General features: G+C 72.0%; 15 protein-coding genes. 4 read left to right on the forward strand and 11 right to left on the reverse strand.

Going from position 1 to position 17,087, the window contains the following annotated elements:
* Positions 1-29 precede the first annotated feature (29 nt).
* The 4 genes from tal (at position 30) to H0S66_RS18390 (ending at position 4,644) form a co-directional block, all read left to right on the forward strand.
* Entirely contained in the window at positions 30-1,136 is a 1,107-nt protein-coding gene (gene tal, locus H0S66_RS18375) for a transaldolase (protein WP_179616645.1), read from the forward strand.
* The gene (gene pgi, locus H0S66_RS18380) at positions 1,133-2,806 is read left to right on the forward strand and encodes a glucose-6-phosphate isomerase (protein WP_179616646.1); all 1,674 of its coding nucleotides are present in this window, start codon (positions 1,133-1,135) and stop codon (positions 2,804-2,806) included. The genes tal and pgi overlap by 4 nt, the downstream gene beginning before the upstream one ends.
* Positions 2,803-3,534 carry a 6-phosphogluconolactonase gene (gene pgl, locus H0S66_RS18385; RefSeq protein ID WP_179616647.1) on the forward strand — a complete coding sequence of 244 codons (732 nt, stop codon included), beginning with the start codon at positions 2,803-2,805 and terminating at the stop codon, positions 3,532-3,534. The genes pgi and pgl overlap by 4 nt, the downstream gene beginning before the upstream one ends.
* A 432-nt stretch (positions 3,535-3,966) precedes the next feature.
* The gene (locus H0S66_RS18390) at positions 3,967-4,644 is read left to right on the forward strand and encodes a hypothetical protein (RefSeq protein WP_258016985.1); all 678 of its coding nucleotides are present in this window, start codon (positions 3,967-3,969) and stop codon (positions 4,642-4,644) included.
* Positions 4,645-4,726: 82 nt separating this feature from the next.
* Here the strand turns inward: H0S66_RS18390 and H0S66_RS18395 are convergent, their stop codons facing one another.
* The 11 genes from H0S66_RS18395 to uvrA form a co-directional block, all read right to left on the reverse strand.
* Positions 4,727-5,035, reverse strand: coding sequence for an RNA polymerase-binding protein RbpA (locus H0S66_RS18395; protein WP_218877280.1), 309 nt, complete (start codon positions 5,033-5,035; stop codon positions 4,727-4,729).
* A gap of 90 nt (positions 5,036-5,125) precedes the next feature.
* Positions 5,126-5,389, reverse strand: a complete 264-nt coding sequence (secG, locus tag H0S66_RS18400) for a preprotein translocase subunit SecG (RefSeq protein WP_180923686.1) — start codon at positions 5,387-5,389, stop codon at positions 5,126-5,128.
* Between the two features lie 31 nt (positions 5,390-5,420).
* On the reverse strand, positions 5,421-6,230 hold the full coding sequence (gene tpiA, locus H0S66_RS18405; protein ID WP_246305178.1) for a triose-phosphate isomerase: 810 nt from the start codon (positions 6,228-6,230) through the stop codon (positions 5,421-5,423).
* 5 nt (positions 6,231-6,235) lie between these two features.
* A complete protein-coding gene (locus H0S66_RS18410) occupies positions 6,236-7,462 on the reverse strand; it encodes a phosphoglycerate kinase (protein ID WP_179616651.1) in 1,227 nt (408 codons plus the stop codon).
* Positions 7,463-7,464: 2 nt separating this feature from the next.
* Complete coding sequence (gap, locus tag H0S66_RS18415) at positions 7,465-8,463, reverse strand: type I glyceraldehyde-3-phosphate dehydrogenase (protein WP_179616652.1); 999 nt, start codon at positions 8,461-8,463, stop codon at positions 7,465-7,467.
* Between the two features lie 144 nt (positions 8,464-8,607).
* Positions 8,608-9,594, reverse strand: a complete 987-nt coding sequence (whiA, locus tag H0S66_RS18420) for a DNA-binding protein WhiA (RefSeq protein ID WP_179616653.1) — start codon at positions 9,592-9,594, stop codon at positions 8,608-8,610.
* Positions 9,595-9,613: 19 nt separating this feature from the next.
* On the reverse strand, positions 9,614-10,633 hold the full coding sequence (locus H0S66_RS18425) for a gluconeogenesis factor YvcK family protein (protein WP_258016986.1): 1,020 nt from the start codon (positions 10,631-10,633) through the stop codon (positions 9,614-9,616).
* A 7-nt stretch (positions 10,634-10,640) separates the two neighbouring features.
* Positions 10,641-11,516 carry an RNase adapter RapZ gene (gene rapZ / locus H0S66_RS18430; RefSeq protein ID WP_179616654.1) on the reverse strand — a complete coding sequence of 292 codons (876 nt, stop codon included), beginning with the start codon at positions 11,514-11,516 and terminating at the stop codon, positions 10,641-10,643.
* Positions 11,513-13,525 carry an excinuclease ABC subunit UvrC gene (gene uvrC / locus H0S66_RS18435; protein WP_179616655.1) on the reverse strand — a complete coding sequence of 671 codons (2,013 nt, stop codon included), beginning with the start codon at positions 13,523-13,525 and terminating at the stop codon, positions 11,513-11,515. The genes rapZ and uvrC overlap by 4 nt, the downstream gene beginning before the upstream one ends.
* 37 nt (positions 13,526-13,562) lie before the next feature.
* A complete protein-coding gene (locus H0S66_RS18440) occupies positions 13,563-14,006 on the reverse strand; it encodes a Rieske (2Fe-2S) protein (RefSeq protein ID WP_179616656.1) in 444 nt (147 codons plus the stop codon).
* A 52-nt stretch (positions 14,007-14,058) separates the two neighbouring features.
* A complete protein-coding gene (uvrA, locus tag H0S66_RS18445) occupies positions 14,059-17,085 on the reverse strand; it encodes an excinuclease ABC subunit UvrA (protein ID WP_179616657.1) in 3,027 nt (1,008 codons plus the stop codon).
* Positions 17,086-17,087 lie beyond the last annotated feature (2 nt).

A 17,087-nucleotide genomic window follows, 5' to 3' on the forward strand; every position in this document is an offset into this window, starting at 1 on the left:
CCAGACCAGCACCCGCACCAGGAGGAACCATGAGTGAGAACCTGAAGGCCCTGTCCGACGCCGGTGTGTCCATCTGGCTCGACGACCTGTCGCGCGAGCGGATCGAGACCGGCAACCTCGCCGAGCTCGTCGCCGCCAAGCACGTCGTCGGCGTCACCACCAACCCGACGATCTTCGCCGGCGCCATCGCCGACGGCGAGCGCTACAACGAGCAGCTGCGCCAGCTGGTCGCCGACGGCAAGGGCGTCGACGAGGTGATCTTCGAGCTCACCACCGAGGACGTCCGCAACGCCTGCGACGTGCTCGAGCCGGTGACCCGCTCGACCGCGCACGACGGCAAGGTCTCGATCGAGGTCGAGCCCGACCTGGCCAACGACACCGAGGGCACCATGGCCTCGGCGCGTGCGCTGTGGAAGGCCGTGGACCGCCCCAACGTGCTGATCAAGATCCCGGCGACCCTCGAGGGTCTGCCGGCCATCACGACGGCGATCTCGGAGGGCATCAGCGTCAACGTCACGCTGATCTTCGGCATCACCCGCTACCAGGACGTGATGGACGCCTACCTCTCCGGCCTGGAGAAGGCGCACGAGGCCGGCGTCGACCTGTCGACGATCGACTCGGTGGCCTCCTTCTTCGTCTCGCGCGTCGACTCCGAGGTCGACGCCCGCCTGGAGAAGATCGGCACCGACGAGGCGCTCGAGCTGCGCGGCAAGGCCGCGGTGGCCAACGCCCGCCTCGCCTACGCGGCGTACGAGGAGGTCATGGCCTCCGACCGCTGGAAGCGGCTGGCCGAGGCGGGCGCCAACCCGCAGCGGCCGCTGTGGGCCTCGACGGGCGTCAAGAACCCCGACTACTCCGACACCATGTACGTCACCGACCTCGTGGTCGCCGACACCGTCAACACGATGCCGGAGAAGACGCTCGAGGCCGTCGCCGACCACGGCGACGTCCAGGGCGACAAGGTGACCGGCACCGGCGACGAGGCCGGTGCGCTGATCGAGCGCATCCGTGAGGTCGGCGTCGACTGGAACGAGGTCATCGAGGTCCTCGAGACCGAGGGCGTCGACAAGTTCAAGAAGTCCTGGACCGAGCTCGTCGAGACCGTGCAGGGTCAGATGGAGAAGGCCGGGGCATGAGCTCGACGGCGTCCCACGACCCGCGCTCGACGGATGCCTGGGCCCGCCTGGCGGCGCACGCCACCGGGTTCGACCCGGACCTGCGGGCGTGGTTCGCCGACGACCCCGAGCGGGCCGGCCGGCTGACGCACGCGCTGGCCGACCTGCACGTCGACCTGTCGAAGAACCTCGTCGACGAGACGGTGCTCGAGCAGCTGCTCGCCCTCGCCGAGCAGACCGGCGTCGCGGAGCGGCGCGACGCGATGCTGGCCGGGGAGCGGGTCAACGTCACCGAGGACCGCGCGGTGCTGCACACGGCGCTGCGCCTGCCTCGCGACGCACAGCTGGTCGTCGACGGCCAGGACGTCGTCGCCGACGTCCACGAGGTGCTCGACCGGGTGTACGCCTTCGCCGAGAAGGTGCGCTCCGGCGAGTGGGTGGGTGCGACCGGTGAGCCGGTGCGCACCGTGGTCAACATCGGCATCGGCGGGTCCGACCTGGGTCCGGTGATGGCGTACGAGGCGCTCAAGCCCTACGTGCACGAGCGCGTCGAGTGCCGCTTCATCAGCAACATCGACCCCAGCGACGCCGCGCTCACCCTCGAGGGGCTCGACCCGGCCACCACGCTGTTCGTCGTGTCCAGCAAGACCTTCGGCACCCTCGAGACCCTCACCAACGCCCGGCTGTGCAAGGCCTGGCTGCTCGAGGGCCTGGGTGACGACGTCGACGCCTCCGACGCCGTGGCCCGCCACTTCGTCGCCGTCTCGACCGCGCTCGACAAGGTCGCCGACTTCGGCATCGACCCCGACAACGCCTTCGGGTTCTGGGACTGGGTCGGCGGTCGCTACTCGCTCGACTCCGCCATCGGCACCTCGCTCGCGGTCGCGATCGGACCCGAGCGGTTCGCCGAGCTGCTGGCGGGCATGCACGCGGTCGACGAGCACTTCCGCACCGCCGAGCCGGCCGCCAACGTCCCGCTCCTGATGGGGCTGCTGAACATCTGGTACACCAGCTTCCTCGGCGCCGAGACCCACGCCGTGCTGCCCTACGCCCAGCTGCTGCACCGCTTCCCGGCGTACCTGCAGCAGCTGACGATGGAGTCCAACGGCAAGGGGGTGCGCTGGGACGGCACCCCGGTCACGACCGGCACCGGTGAGGTGTTCTGGGGCGAGCCCGGCACCAACGGCCAGCACGCCTTCTACCAGCTCATCCACCAGGGCACCCGGCTGGTGCCGGCCGACTTCATCGCGGTCGCGACGCCCGCCCACCCGCTGCGCGACGGGGAGCAGGACGTCCACGAGCTGTTCCTGGCCAACTTCTTCGCCCAGACCCGCGCGCTGGCCTTCGGCAAGACCGCCGACGAGGTGCGAGCCGAGGGCACCGAGGAGTCGGTGGTGCCGGCCCGCGTCTTCGACGGCAACCGGCCGACCACCTCGATCATGGCCCCGGCGCTGACGCCCTCGGTGCTGGGCCAGCTGGTCGCGCTCTACGAGCACATCACCTTCACCCAGGGCGTGGTGTGGGGCATCGACAGCTTCGACCAGTGGGGCGTCGAGCTGGGCAAGCAGCTGGCCCAGGAGGTCGGCCCCGCCGTCGCCGGCGACGCCGACGCACTGGCCGGGCAGGACCCCTCCACCCGCTCGTTGATCGAGTACTACCGCGCCCACCGGCGCACGGACGGAGCCGGATGACCACCGAAGCGCTGATCGAGGTCCACGACGACGCGGCGGCCCTGGCGACCGCGGTGGCCGGCGAGCTGCTGGCGCGCCTGGCCGACGCCCAGAGCGCCGACCGGGTGCCGCACGTCGTGCTGACCGGCGGCACCATCGCCGACGCCGTGCACGCCGAGCTGGCGCGGCTCGGCGCCGCCAGCGACGTCGACTGGACGCGCGTGGCGCTGTGGTGGGGCGACGAGCGGTTCGTGGCCGCCGGCTCCGAGGACCGCAACGCCGGCCAGGCGCGTGCAGCGTTCATCGACGCCCTCGGCGTACCGGCCGAGCACGTGCACGAGGTCCCCTCCACCGACGACGTCGCGACCGCCGAGGAGGCCGCCGAGCGGTACGCCGACGCGCTGGCCGAGCACGGTGCCGACGGCTTCGAGGTGCTGATGCTCGGCGTGGGCCCCGACGGGCACGTCGCCTCGCTGTTCCCCGGCTTCCCCCAGCTCGACGAGCAGGAGCGGTCGGTCGTCGCGGTGCACGACTCCCCCAAGCCGCCGCCCGACCGGGTCACCCTGACCTTCCCGACCCTGGCCCGGGCCCGCAGCACCTGGTTCCTGGTCAGCGGCGAGGGCAAGGCCGAGGCCGTCGCCCGCGCCCTCTCCCCCGCCGCCACGCCCGCGGAGACCCCCGCCAGCGTGCCCCGGGGCCGCGAGGAGACCACCTGGTTCCTCGACCGCCCCGCCGCCTCCCACCTCTGACCCGACCCGGCGCCACTTCCCCGCCGACCCGGCGCCACTTCCCCGCCGAGCCGGCGCCAGTTCCTCGCCGAGTCGGCGGCAGTTCCCTCGGTTGTCCACAGCTCACCGCCACCCATGTCTGGGCCAGGGCCGCGCGGGCACAACGGGTGCATGGATCTCACTCATGCCCTCATGCTCGGTCAGCTGCCCAGCGACTTCCCGCTCCCGCTGGACCGACCGTTCACCCACCAGACCGCCCGAGAGGTCGGGCTGCGACCGAACCAGCTCACTGCCCTCGTCACCGCAGGCGCCCTGAGTCGCCCGCTCCGTGGCGTGTACGTCGCTGCGACCACGCCCGACTCGACGTGCCTGCGGTTGGCCTGCTTGCGGCTCGTGATCCCGGCCGACTCCGTGGTGTGCGACCGCCACGCCGGGTGGCTGCACGGTGCCGAGATGGTGCTGGCACCGGGTGAGCACTTGCAGGTGATGCCGCTGACGATCTTCCGCAGGCGCGGGCACGGTCGGCTGCGCAACGGACTGGTCGATGGTGGCGAACGCAGCCTTCTAGCCTCCGACGTGGTCGAGATGGAGGGGGTGAAGGTCACGTCCCCGCTGCGGACGGCGCTCGACCTCGGGCGCGTGAGATGGCCCGAGCGGGCTATCGCGGGACTCGACGCCATGCTCCGGCTCGGTGCCTTCGAGCGGGACGAGCTGCTGGCGCACGTACACCGGTTCACCGGCGCCCGATGGGTCCGCACCCTGCGCGCGGTGGCTCCGCTGGCCGACGGGCGCTCCGAGTCGCCAGGCGAGTCGGTGCTACGTCTGCGACTCGTCGAGCGACGCATCCCGGTCGAGCCACAGGTGGAGGTCTGGGAGGCTGGACGATTCGTGGCGCGGCTCGACCTCGCGGACCCCGACAGCCGCTTCGGCGCTGAGTACGACGGCGAGGAGTGGCACTCCTCCCCCGAGCAGCGCGCGCACGACCGGGCTCGGCGTACTGACGCGGACGAGCAGGGCTGGACGATCGCCGTCTTCCGCAGGGAGAACGTCTTCGGACCCTTGGCCGACGTGGACCGGCTCGCTGCCCAGGCCTATGCAAGAGCCAGGTCGCGCCAAGGCCTGCCGACGTGAACCAGCGCCGGCTCGGCGAGGAAGTGGCGCCGGGTCGGCGAGGAAGTGGCGCCGGCTCGGCGAGGAACTGGCGCCGGGTCGGTCAGAAGATGAGGTCGCCGGACTTGCGGCGGCTGCGCAGCAGCTTGAGGGCCTCGGTGAGGATCTCGGCGGCCTCCTCGTCGGAGCGCCGCTCCTTCACGTAGGCCAGGTGGGTCTTGTAGGGCTCGATCTTGGGCGCCGGGGGCGGGTTGTCGGCGTCCATGCTGGCCGGCAGTCCGCACTTGGGGCAGTCCCACGACTCCGGGGCCTGGGCCTCGACGGAGAACGCGACGACCGAGCGGTGCTCGCGGGCGCAGAAGTAGGTCACCGTCTGGCGGGGGGCGGCCTGGCCGCGCTCCGCCTCACCCATCGGTCCGGCACCGACCCGGCTGCCCCGGATCGCGCTTCCTCCACCAGCCACGAGCTCTCCTTCAACGACGGTCGAACAGGGACGGACGGATCAGTAGGCGAGCAGGAGCCCCATCGAGATGACGGTGGCGAACCAGATCACGCCGATGCCGACCGTGAGCCGGTCGAGGTTGCGCTCCGCGATCGAGGAGCCGCCGAGCGAGCTCGACACGCCGCCACCGAACATGTCGAGCGAGCTCGACACGGCGCCACCGAACATGTCGGAGAGACCGCCGCCTCGACCCTTGTGCAGCAGCACGAGCAGGATCATCAGGGAGCTGGTGAGGACGAGGATGATGGTGAGGAACGTTTCCACGGTCGCGAAGCCTACGTCACGTCGCCGCGGGTCACAGGACCGGCATGTCGTAGAACCGGCAGATGCCGCCGAACTCCTCGGCCTGCAGGCTCGCACCGCCCACCAGCGCGCCGTCGACGTCGTCCTTGGCCATGATGCCGGCCACGTTGGCCGCCTTGACCGAGCCGCCGTAGAGCACGCGCACGCCGTCGGCGGCCGCGTCGCCGTGCGAGCCCCGCACGTGCTCGCGGATCGCCGCGCAGACCTCCTGCGCGTCGTCGGGCGTGGCCACCTCGCCGGTGCCGATCGCCCAGACCGGCTCGTAGGCCACGACCAGGCCGGCGACCTGCTCGGGCGTGAACCCGGCGAGCGAGCCCTCGACCTGGGCCAGGCAGTACGCCACGTGCTCGCCGGCCTGGCGGGTCTCGAGGCCCTCGCCGATGCACACGATGGGCGTCATGCCGGCACCCAGGGCCCGGTGCGCCTTGGCGTTGACGACCTGGTCGGTCTCGCCGTGGTGCTCACGGCGCTCGGAGTGCCCGACGACCACGTAGGAGCAGCCGAGCTTGGCCAGCATCGAGGCCGAGATCTCGCCGGTGTAGGCGCCCGACTCGTGCACCGAGACGTCCTGCGCGCCGTAGCGCACCGGCAGCCGGTCGCCGTCGACGAGCGTCTGCACCGAGCGCAGGTCGGTGAAGGGCGGTACGACGACCACCTCGGCCTTGGCGTGGTCGTGCTTCTTGTCCTTGAGCACCCAGGCGAGCTTCTGGACCAGGACCACCGCCTCCTGGTGGTTCAGGTTCATCTTCCAGTTGCCCGCCATCAGCGGGGTGCGCCCGGGGGCGGGGGTGGTGCGGGCCATGTGGGTCAGTCCTCCAGGACGTCGATGCCGGGCAGGTCCTTGCCCTCGAGGTACTCGAGGGAGGCCCCACCACCGGTGGAGATGTGGCCGAACGCGGCCTCGTCGAAGCCGAGCGCGCGGACGGCGGCCGCGGAGTCGCCGCCGCCGACGACCGTCAGGCCGTCCACACCGGTCAGCGCCTGCGCGACGGCGCGGGTGCCGTCGGAGAAGGCCGGGACCTCGAAGACGCCCATCGGACCGTTCCAGAACACGGTGCGTGCGTCGGCCAGGGCGGCCGCGAAGTCGGCGCCGGCCGCAGGACCGATGTCGAGCCCCAGGCAGTCCGCGGGGATCTGGGTCGCCGGCACCACGCGCGGCTCGGGCGAGCGGTCGCCCGAGGGGAACGCCGTGTCGACCACGACGTCGCCGGGCAGCAGGATCTGCACGCCGGAGGCCTCCGCGCGCTCGAGGTAGGCCCGGCAGGTGTCGAGCTGGTCCTCCTCGAGCAGGCTCTTGCCGACCTCGTGGCCCTGGGCCTTGAGGAAGGTGAAGACCATGCCGCCGCCGATGAGCAGCTTGTCGGCCTTGCCGAGCAGGTTGTCGATGACACCGAGCTTGTCGGAGACCTTCGAGCCGCCCAGGACGACCACGTAGGGCCGCTCCGGGGTCTCGGTCAGCCGGCGCAGCACCTCGATCTCGGTGGCCACCAACCCGCCCATGGCGTGCGGCAGCCGCTGGGCGACGTCGTAGACCGAGGCCTGCTTGCGGTGCACGACGCCGAAGCCGTCGGAGACGAACACGTCGGCCAGCTCGGCGAGCCGGTCGGCGAAGCCGCCGCGCTCGGCGTCGTCCTTGCTGGTCTCGGCCGCGTCGAAGCGCACGTTCTCGAGCACCGCGACCTGGCCGTCCTCCAGCGCCGCGACGGTCTCGTGGGCCGACTCGCCGACGGTGTCGCGGGCGAAGGCCACGTCACGCTCCAGCACCTCGCCCAGCCGGGCCGCCACCGGCGCCAGCGAGTACGCCGGGTCCGGGGCACCCTGGGGCCGCCCGAGGTGGGCGGTGACCACCACCCGCGCCCCGGCGTCGGCCAGGGCGCGGATGGTGGGCACGCTGGCCCGGATGCGTCCGTCGTCGGTGATGACGCGCGCGTCGGCGGCACCCTCGAGGGGGACGTTGAGGTCGGAGCGGACCAGGACGCGCTTGCCGGCGACCCCCTGGGCGAGCAGCTGGTCGAGATCGGTGTGCGAGGCCACCGTCAGAGCGTCTCGCCGATGTAGCCGATGAGGTCGACGAGGCGGTTGGAGTAGCCCCACTCGTTGTCGTACCAGCCGACGACCTTGACCTGGTTGCCGATGACCTTGGTCAGCGGCGCGTCGAAGATGCACGACGCCGGGTCGGTGACGATGTCGGAGGACACCAGCGGGTCGGTGGAGTAGCGCAGGAAGCGGCCGTCGGCGGCCTTCTCGATCACGGCGTTGACCTCCTCGACGGTGGTCTCGCGACCGGCCTCGAAGGTCAGGTCGGTGGCCGAGCCGGTGGGCACGGGCACGCGCAGGGCGTAGCCGTCGAGCTTGCCCTTGAGCTCGGGCAGGACCAGGCCGATGGCCTTGGCCGCACCGGTCGAGGTGGGCACCACGTTGAGGGCGGCGGCGCGGGCGCGGCGCGGGTCCTTGTGGATGTTGTCCTGCAGGTTCTGGTCGGCGGTGTAGGCGTGCACCGTCGTCATCAGGCCCTTGACGATGCCGAACTCGTCGTTGAGGGCCTTGGCCATCGGCGCGAGGCAGTTGGTGGTGCACGAGGCGTTCGAGATCACCGTGTGCTGCGCGGGGTCGTACAGCTCGTGGTTGACGCCCATCACGACGGTGATGTCCTCGTTGGAGGCGGGCGCGGAGATGATGACCTTCTTGGCGCCGCCGGCGTCGACGTGGGCGCGGGCCTTGGTCGCGTCGGTGAAGAAGCCGGTCGACTCGACGACGACGTCGACGCCGAGGTCGCTCCAGCGCAGGTTGGCGGGGTCGCGCTCGGCGAAGGTCTTGACGACCTGGTCGCCCACGCGGATCTCGTCCTCGGTCGCGGAGACGTCGGCGTCGAGGCGCCCGAGGATCGAGTCGAACTTGAGCAGGTGCGCCAGCGAGGCGTTGTCGGTCAGGTCGTTGACGCCGACGATCTCGATGTCGGCGCCGGAGGCGCGCACGGCGCGGAAGAAGTTGCGGCCGATCCGGCCGAACCCGTTGATACCTACTCGAACGGTCACTGCTGCTCCTGCTCTGTGGCTGACGGCCCGCCCCGGGACCGGAGCGGCGTGCAGCCCGACCCTATCGCCACCGTCGGCGAGGTCGCAGCCCCGTCCCGGCGTACGTCCCGGTAACCGGGTGCCGCAGCCGTGCCGGACCGGGCCTCAGCCCTCCTCGGCCATCATCTCCGGGGTCAACGAGGACTCCGTGTCGGGGATGCCGAGGTCCTCGGCGCGCTTGTCGGCCATCGCCAGCAGCCGCCGGATGCGCCCGGCGATGGCGTCCTTGGTGAGCACCGGCTCGTGCAGCTGCCCGAGCTCCTCGAGGGAGGCCTGCTTGTGCTCCAGGCGCAGGGTGCCGGCGAGCTTGAGGTGGTCGGGCACCTCGTCGCCGAGGATCTCCATGGCCCGCTCGACCCGGGCACCGGCCGCGACGGCCGCGCGCGCCGAGCGGCGCAGGTTGGCGTCGTCGAAGTTGGCGAGACGGTTGGCGGTGGCCCGCACCTCGCGCCGCATCCGGCGCTCCTCCCAGGCCATCAGCGACTCGTGGGCACCGAGCCGGGTGAGCAGCTGGCCGATGGCGTCGCCGTCGCGGATGACGACCCGGTCAACCCCGCGCACCTCGCGGGCCTTGGCCTGGATGCCGAGGCGTCGCGCCACGCCCACCAGGGCCAGGGCCGCCTCGGAGCCGGGGCAGGTGACCTCGAGCGAGGAGGACCGGCCGGGCTCGGTGAGCGAGCCGTGGGCCAGGAACGCGCCCCGCCAGGCGGCCACCGAGTCGCAGCCGCCGCCGGCGACGACCGCGGGCGGCAGCCCGCGCACCGGCCGGCCGCGCTGGTCGAGCAGCCCGGTCTGGCGGGCCAGCGACTCGCCGTCCTTGACCACGCGCACGATGTAGCGGCTGCCCTTGCGGATGCCGTTGCCCTGCACCATCACCACGTCGGACTGGGCCCCGTAGACCTCTGAGACGTCGCGGCGCAGGCGCCGGGCCGCGGCACCGGTGTCGAGCTCTGCCTCCACCACGATGCGGCCGCTGACGATGTGCAGCCCCCCGGCGAAGCGCAGCATCGAGGCCACCTCGGCCTTGCGGCAGCACGTCTTCGTGATCTGGGTGGAGGCGAGCTCCGCCTTCACCTGTGCCGTCATCGCCATGCCGCTGATCCTGCCACGATCACGGTCGCGCCACGAGGTCGGCGTCGGGGCCGGCCTCCTGTCCCAGCATGATCTGCTCGTACGCCGCTGCCAGCTTGGCCGGGTCGTGGCGCGGGGTGCCGTCGTCGGAGGCCACGTCGGCGACGACGAGCCGCGCCCCAGCGGCACCCACGACCTCGCGCAGGTGCTCGTGCTCCGCGGGGTCCATCCGGGTGTCGGCGAGGACGGTGTGCACGGCCAGCTCGGGGGCGTGCTCGACGAGCACGGCGAGGTGGTCGGCGGGCCCGAACCCCCCGGTCTCCCCCGGCTGCTCCTCGAGGTTGAGCACGACCACGGCGCGCGCCTCGGTCTCGACCAGGGCCCGCCGCAGGTCGGGCACCAGCAGGTGCGGGATCACCGAGCTGAACCACGAGCCGGGGCCCAGCACCACCCAGTCGGCGTCGGCCACGGCCTGCAGCGCCTCGGGGCAGGCCAGCGGGGCGTCGGGCTCGAGGTCGACGCGGGTGATCACCCCGTCGGTGGTGGCGACCTCGACCTGCCCGCGGACCAGGGTGAGCCCGTCGGGGTCGGCGGGGTCGGTGCCGCGCACCTGCGCGGTGATGTCGAGCGGGGTCAGGGCCATCGGGAGCACCCTGCCGGTGGAGCCGAGGAGGCGGCCGACCAGGTCGAGGGCCTGCACGTGGTCGCCGAGCTGCTCCCACAGGGCCACGATCAGCAGGTTGCCGACCACGTGGCCGTTCATCTCGCCCTCGCCGGCGAAGCGGTGCTGCAGCACCCGTTCCCAGGTGCCGCCCCACTCGTCGAGACCGCACAGGGCCGCCAGCGCCATCCGCAGGTCACCGGGCGGCAGCACGCCGAACTCGCCGCGCAGCCGGCCGGACGAACCGCCGTTGTCGGCGACCGTGACCACCGCGGTCAGGTCGTCGACCACCACCTCGTCGACCAGGCGCCGCAGCGCACGCAGCGAGGCGTGCAGGCCGTGCCCGCCGCCGAGGGCCACCACCGACTGGGCCCGGTCGGTGGGTCGGGAGGGCGTCACGCGGCGCTCACTCGCGGCCCAGGTCACGGTGGGTGGCCGTGGCCCGCAGCCCGAGGTCGACGAGGCGCTGGGTGATCTCCTCGGTCATCGCGACGCTGCGGTGCTTGCCGCCGGTGCAGCCGATGGCGACCCGCATGAAGCGCTTGCCCTCGCGCAGGTAGCCCTCGGCCACCCCGGTCAGGACCGGCAGGTAGCCGTCGAGGAACTCCGCGGCGCCGGGCTGCGAGAGCACGTAGTCGGAGACCTCCTGGTCGCGCCCGGTGTGGGGGCGCAGCTCGGGGATCCAGTGCGGGTTGGGCAGGAAGCGCATGTCGGCGAGGTAGTCGGCGTCGACGGGTATGCCGTACTTGAACCCGAAGCTCACGACCCGGATGCGCAGGTCGGTCGACTCCGGGGACCCGAAGGCCTCCCGGATGCGCGCGGTGAGCTGGTGCACGTTGAGCGCCGAGGTGTCGATGACCAGGTCGGCCTCGCCACGCAGGTCGGCCAGCACGACCCGCTCCCGCTCGAGACCGTCGAGGAGCCGGCCGCTGCCCTGCAGGGGGTGCGGGCGCCGGGCGGCCTCCTGGCGGCGCACCAAGACGTCGTCGGTGGCCTCCAGGAAGACCAGCGTGGCGCGGCGGCCGGTGGCCTGCTGGGCCAGGTTCGCCTGCAGCGAGCCGAAGAAGGAGCCCGAGCGCACGTCGACGACCACCGCGATCGGCTGCCCGGCGCCCTGGCTCTCGTCGACCAGCCGGACGACGTCGCGCAGCAGGCTGGGCGGCAGGTTGTCGACGACGTAGTAGCCGAGGTCCTCCAGCTCCTTGGCCGCGGTGCTGCGCCCGGCGCCGGTCATCCCGGTGACCACGACGAGCGGTCCGGTGGTCGGTTGCTGCTGGGTCATGCTTCCTCGATCTCTCCCGTGGCGGTGTTCACCGAAACGATGACCGGAGCAGTCTCCCCGGAGCCGCCCTCGGGGGCGACCGCGGCCTTGATCGAGGCGGCCGTGCGCGCACCGATGCCCGGCACCTGCGAGATCTCCTCCACGGTTGCGGCGCGCAGCTTCTTCAACGAGCCGAAGTGCGTCAGCAGCGTCTTGCGCCGCACCTCGCCCAGGCCCGGCACGTCGTCCAGGACGCTCTCGACCATCGTCTTCGAGCGCCGGCTGCGGTGGTGGGTGATGGCGAAGCGGTGCGCCTCGTCGCGGATGCGCTGGAGCAGGTAGAGACCCTCGGACGACCGGGCCAGGATGACCGGGTCCTCCTGGCCGGGCACCCACACCTCCTCGAGCCGCTTGGCCAGCCCGCAGACGGGTACGTCGTCGATGCCGAGCTCGTCGAGCGCGCGCACGGCGGCGGCGACCTGCGGCGGGCCGCCGTCGACGACCACCAGGCCCGGGGAGTAGGCGAACTTGCGGGGGCGGCCGGTCTCGGGGTCCACGAGCATCGGCCCGTCCTGGCCCTCGACGGTCTGGGAGCGGGCCTGCTCGTCGAGCAGGCGGCGGAAGCGCCGCGTGATCACCTCGTGCATCGAGGCGACGTCGTTCTGGCCGTCGACGCCCTTGATGACGAACTTGCGGTACTCGCCCTTGCGGGCCAGCCCGTCCTCGAAGACCACCATCGAGGCCACCACCTCGGTGCCCTGGAGGTTCGAGACGTCGTAGCACTCGATGCGCAGCGGCACGTCGTCGAGCTCGAGCGCCTCCTGGATCTCCTCCAGGGCCCGGTTGCGCGTGGTCAGGTCGCTGGCGCGCTTGGTCTTGTGCAGCACCAGCGCCTGGGCGGCGTTGGAGGCCACGGTCTCCTGGAGCGTCTTCTTGTCACCGCGCTGGGGCACCCGGATCTGCACCCGCGAGCCGCGCAGCTCGCTGAGCAGCTCCTCGAAGGTCGCGTGGTCGGTAGGCAGCGCCGGCACCAGGATCTCGCGCGGGATCGACTCGGAGTCGCCCGCGTAGAGCTGCAGCAGGAAGTGCTCGACGAGCTCGGCGGTGCCGCCCTCCTCGACCCGGTCGGCGACCCAGCCGCGCTGGCCGCGGATCCGCCCGCCGCGCACGTAGAAGATCTGCACCGCGACCTCGAGCGGGTCCTCGGCCAGCGCGATCACGTCGGCGTCGGCACCGTCGCCCAGCACCACCGCCTGCTTCTCCAGGGCCCGCTGCATCGCGCCGAGGTCGTCGCGCAGCCGGGCGGCCTTCTCGAAGTCCATGGCCTCGGAGGCGGCGTACATCTGCTTCTCGATGCGGCGCAGGAACGGCCGCGTCTGCCCGCCCATGAAGTCGCAGAAGTCGTCGACGATCTCGCGGTGCTCCTCGGCGCTGACCTGCCCCACGCAGGGCGCGGAGCACTTGTCGATGTAGCCGAGCAGGCAGGGCCGCCCGATCTGGGCGGAGCGCTTGAAGACGCCGTTGCTGCACGAGCGCATCGGGAAGACCCGCAGCAGGATGTCGACGGTCTCGCGGATCGCCCAGGCGTGGCTGTAGGGGCCGAAGTAGCGGGTGCCCTTGCGCTTGGCGCCCCGCCCGACCATCACCCGGGGGAACTCCTCCCCCACGGTCACCGCGAGCCACGGGTAGGACTTGTCGTCGCGGTACTTGACGTTGAAGCGCGGGTCGTACTCCTTGATCCAGGAGTACTCCAGCTGCAGCGCCTCGACCTCGGTGTTGACCACGGTCCACTCGACGCTGGCCGCCGTGGTGACCATCGTGGCGGTGCGCTGGTGCAGGTGGGCGATGTCCTGGAAGTACGACGACAGCCGGGCCCGCAAGTTCTTGGCCTTGCCGACGTAGACCACGCGGCCCTTGGCGTCGCGGAAGCGGTAGACCCCGGGACCGGTCGGGATCGAGCCCGGCTCGGGCCGGTAGGACTGCGGGCCGCGGGCACTGCGTGCGGCTGGTCGGGCGGGTCGGTCGGGCACCGCCCCAGCCTACGAGCCGCCGGGGACGGCCCGGCGCTCAGGCCAGGGTGATCGAGTCGCCGTCGACGGTGATGGGCAGCTCGTTCAACGGGCTGTCGGCAGGACCGTCGGTCGGCTCGCCGGTGGCCACGTCGAAGACCGAGCCGTGGCAGGGGCAGCGGATGCCGTCGGCGCTGATGCTCTCGAGCGCGCAGCCCTGGTGGGTGCAGATGTTGGCGTAGGCCTTGAACTCGCCCTCGCTCGGCTGGGTCACCACGACCTTCTCCTCGGCGAGGATCACCCCGCTGCCGACCGGGACGGCGTCGGTGGTGGTCAGCGGGGTCCCCGCCTCGACCCCCGCGCTGGTCTCGGTGTCGGTGGCCGCGGCGTCGTCGTCGCTCCCGCCGCAGGCGGCCAGGAGCGGCAGCCCCAGGCCCACCCCGGCTGCTCCGCCCAGGGCGTGGCGGCGGCTGATCGGGCTCGAGGATGCTCGCTGGCTCATGGCCTCAGCCTAGGCAGGCGGCGAGCACCCTGCACACCCCCACATGGGGCACCTACTTCTTGGCGGTCGGCTTCCTCGTCTTCTTCGCGGGCGTACGCCGGGTGGTCGCCGCGCGCTCGTTGGCGGCGCGCGCCGCGGCCTGGCGCCGGGTGGCGCGCACCGGGGCGGGCGCCTCGTCGGCGGCCAGCATCCCGGCGGGCTGCTCGGCCTCCTTGCCCTCCAGCAGCGGGGCCAGGTAGCGGCCCGTGTGGCTCTCGGGCACCGCAGCCACCTGCTCGGGGGTGCCCTCGGCGACCACGAGCCCGCCGCGGGAGCCGCCCTCGGGACCCATGTCGACCAGCCAGTCGGCGGTTTTGATGACGTCGAGGTTGTGCTCGATGACCAGCACCGTGTTGCCGGAGTCGACCAGGCGGCCCAGCACCAGCAGCAGCTTGCGGATGTCCTCGAAGTGCAGCCCGGTGGTGGGCTCGTCGAGCACGTAGACGGTGCGGCCGGTGGAGCGCTTCTGCAGCTCGGCGGAGAGCTTGACGCGCTGCGCCTCGCCGCCCGAGAGGGTCGTGGCCGGCTGCCCGAGGCGGACGTAGCCGAGGCCCACCTCGACCAGCGTGGTCAGGTGCCGCGAGATCGCGGGCACCGCGGCGAAGAAGTCGACGGCCTCCTCGATCGGCATGTCGAGGACCTCGGCGATGGTCTTGCCCTTGTAGTGCACCTCGAGCGTCTCGCGGTTGTAGCGCGCGCCGTGGCAGACCTCGCACGGCACGTAGACGTCGGGCAGGAAGTTCATCTCGATCTTGAGCGTGCCGTCGCCCGAGCAGGCCTCGCAGCGCCCGCCCTTGACGTTGAAGGAGAACCGGCCCTGGAGGTAGCCGCGCATCTTGGCCTCGGGCGTGGCCGCGAAGAGCTTGCGCACGTGGTCGAAGACACCGGTGTAGGTCGCGGGGTTCGAGCGCGGGGTGCGCCCGATGGGCGACTGGTCGACGTGGATCACCTTGTCGACGTGCTCGGTGCCGGTGATCGCGCGGTGGCGCCCGGGCAGGGAGCGGGCGTTGTAGATCTGCTTGGCCAGCGAGGTGTAGAGGATGTCGTTGACCAGGGTCGACTTGCCCGAGCCGGAGACGCCGGTGACGGCCACGAAGAGCCCGAGCGGGAACGAGACGTCGACGTCGGCCAGGTTGTGCTCGCGCGCCCCCAGGACCTTGAGCTCGCGGCCCTTGGTGCGCGGGCGGCGCACGGCGGGCACCGGGATCTCGCGTCGGCCCGAGAGGTACTGCCCGGTCATCGAGTCGGGGTGGTCGTAGAGGTCCTGCACGGTGCCGCTGTGCACGACCTGGCCGCCGTGCTCGCCGGCGCCGGGACCGATGTCGACGACCCAGTCGGCGACCTTGATCGTGTCCTCGTCGTGCTCGACGACGATCAGGGTGTTGCCGAGGTCCTTGAGCCGCAGCAGCGTCTCGATGAGGCGCTGGTTGTCGCGCTGGTGCAGGCCGATGGAGGGCTCGTCGAGCACGTAGAGCACCCCGACCAGGCCGGCGCCGATCTGGGTGGCCAGGCGGATGCGCTGCGCCTCGCCGCCCGACAGCGAGCCCGAGGGCCGGTCGAGGGAGAGGTAGTCGAGACCGACGTCGAGCAGGAACTGCAGGCGCTCGTGGATCTCCTTGAGCACCCGCTCGCCGATCTGGCGCTCGCGGCTGGTCATGTCGAGCTCGCTGAGGAACTGCGAGGCCTCGTTGATGGGCAGCGCGCAGACCTCGGCGATGCCGGCGCGGCGCGGCTCGCCGTCGGCGACCGAGGTCAGCGTCACCGAGCGCGAGACCGACTTGAGGCGCGAGCCGTCGCAGGTGGGGCAGGGCACCTCGCGCATGAAGCTCTCGAAGCGCTCGCGGCTGGTGTCGGACTCCGCCTCGCGGTGGCGGCGCTCGACGTAGGAGCGCACGCCCTCGAAGGCCGCGTCGTAGGCGCGCTCGCGCCCGTAGCGGTTGCGGGTGACGACGTGGACCTTGCGGGAGTGGCCGTCCAGGATCGCCTTGCGCGCGGAGGCGGTCAGCTCCTCCCAGGGCGTGTTGAGGTCGAAGCCGAGCTCGCCGCCGAGGGCGCCGAGCAGGCGCAGGAAGTAGTCGGAGACGTGGGCGTGGCTCCACGGCTGGATCGCGCCCTCCCCCAGCGTCGCGGCCGGGTTGGGCACCACCAGCTCGCCGTCGACCTCCATGCGGGTGCCCAGGCCGGTGCAGGCCGGGCAGGCGCCAAAGGGCGAGTTGAAGGAGAAGGAGCGCGGCTCGAGCTCGTCGACGTCGATGGGGTGCTCGTTGGGGCAGGCCATCTTCTCGCTGAAGCGCAGCTCGCGGTGCTCGTCGTCGGCCGGGAGGTCGACGAAGTCGAAGACCACGAGCCCGCCGGCGAGCCCGAGGGCGGTCTCGACCGAGTCGGTGAGGCGGCGCTTGCTCGACTCCTTGACCGAGAGCCGGTCGACGACGACCTCGATCGTGTGCTTCTTCTGCTTGTCGAGGGTCGGCGGCGCGTCGAGGGTGTGCGTCTCGCCGTTGACCCGGGCCCGCGAGAACCCCTGGGTCTGCAGCTGGGAGAACAGGTCGACGTACTCGCCCTTGCGCCCGCGGATGACCGGCGCCAGCACCTGGAACCGACGCCCCTCCTCGAGGGCCAGCACCCGGTCGACGATCTGCTGCGGCGTCTGCCGCTCGATGGGGGCACCGCAGGTGGGGCAGTGCGGGCGGCCGGCCCGCGCGTAGAGCAGCCGCAGGTAGTCGTAGACCTCGGTGATGGTGCCGACCGTCGAGCGCGGGTTCTTCGAGGTCGACTTCTGGTCGATCGAGACCGCGGGCGAGAGCCCCTCGATGAAGTCGACGTCGGGCTTGTCCATCTGGCCCAGGAACTGGCGGGCGTACGCCGACAGCGACTCGACGTAGCGACGCTGGCCCTCGGCGAAGATGGTGTCGAACGCCAAGGACGACTTGCCCGAGCCGGACAGGCCCGTGAAGACGATCAGGGAGTCCCGGGGCAGGTCGATCGAGACGTCCTTGAGGTTGTGCTCCCGGGCACCCCGGATGATGAGCTGGTCCTGCACGA

This window comes from Nocardioides marinisabuli, from assembly GCF_013466785.1.
In the GTDB taxonomy this organism is placed as follows: domain Bacteria; phylum Actinomycetota; class Actinomycetes; order Propionibacteriales; family Nocardioidaceae; genus Nocardioides; species Nocardioides marinisabuli.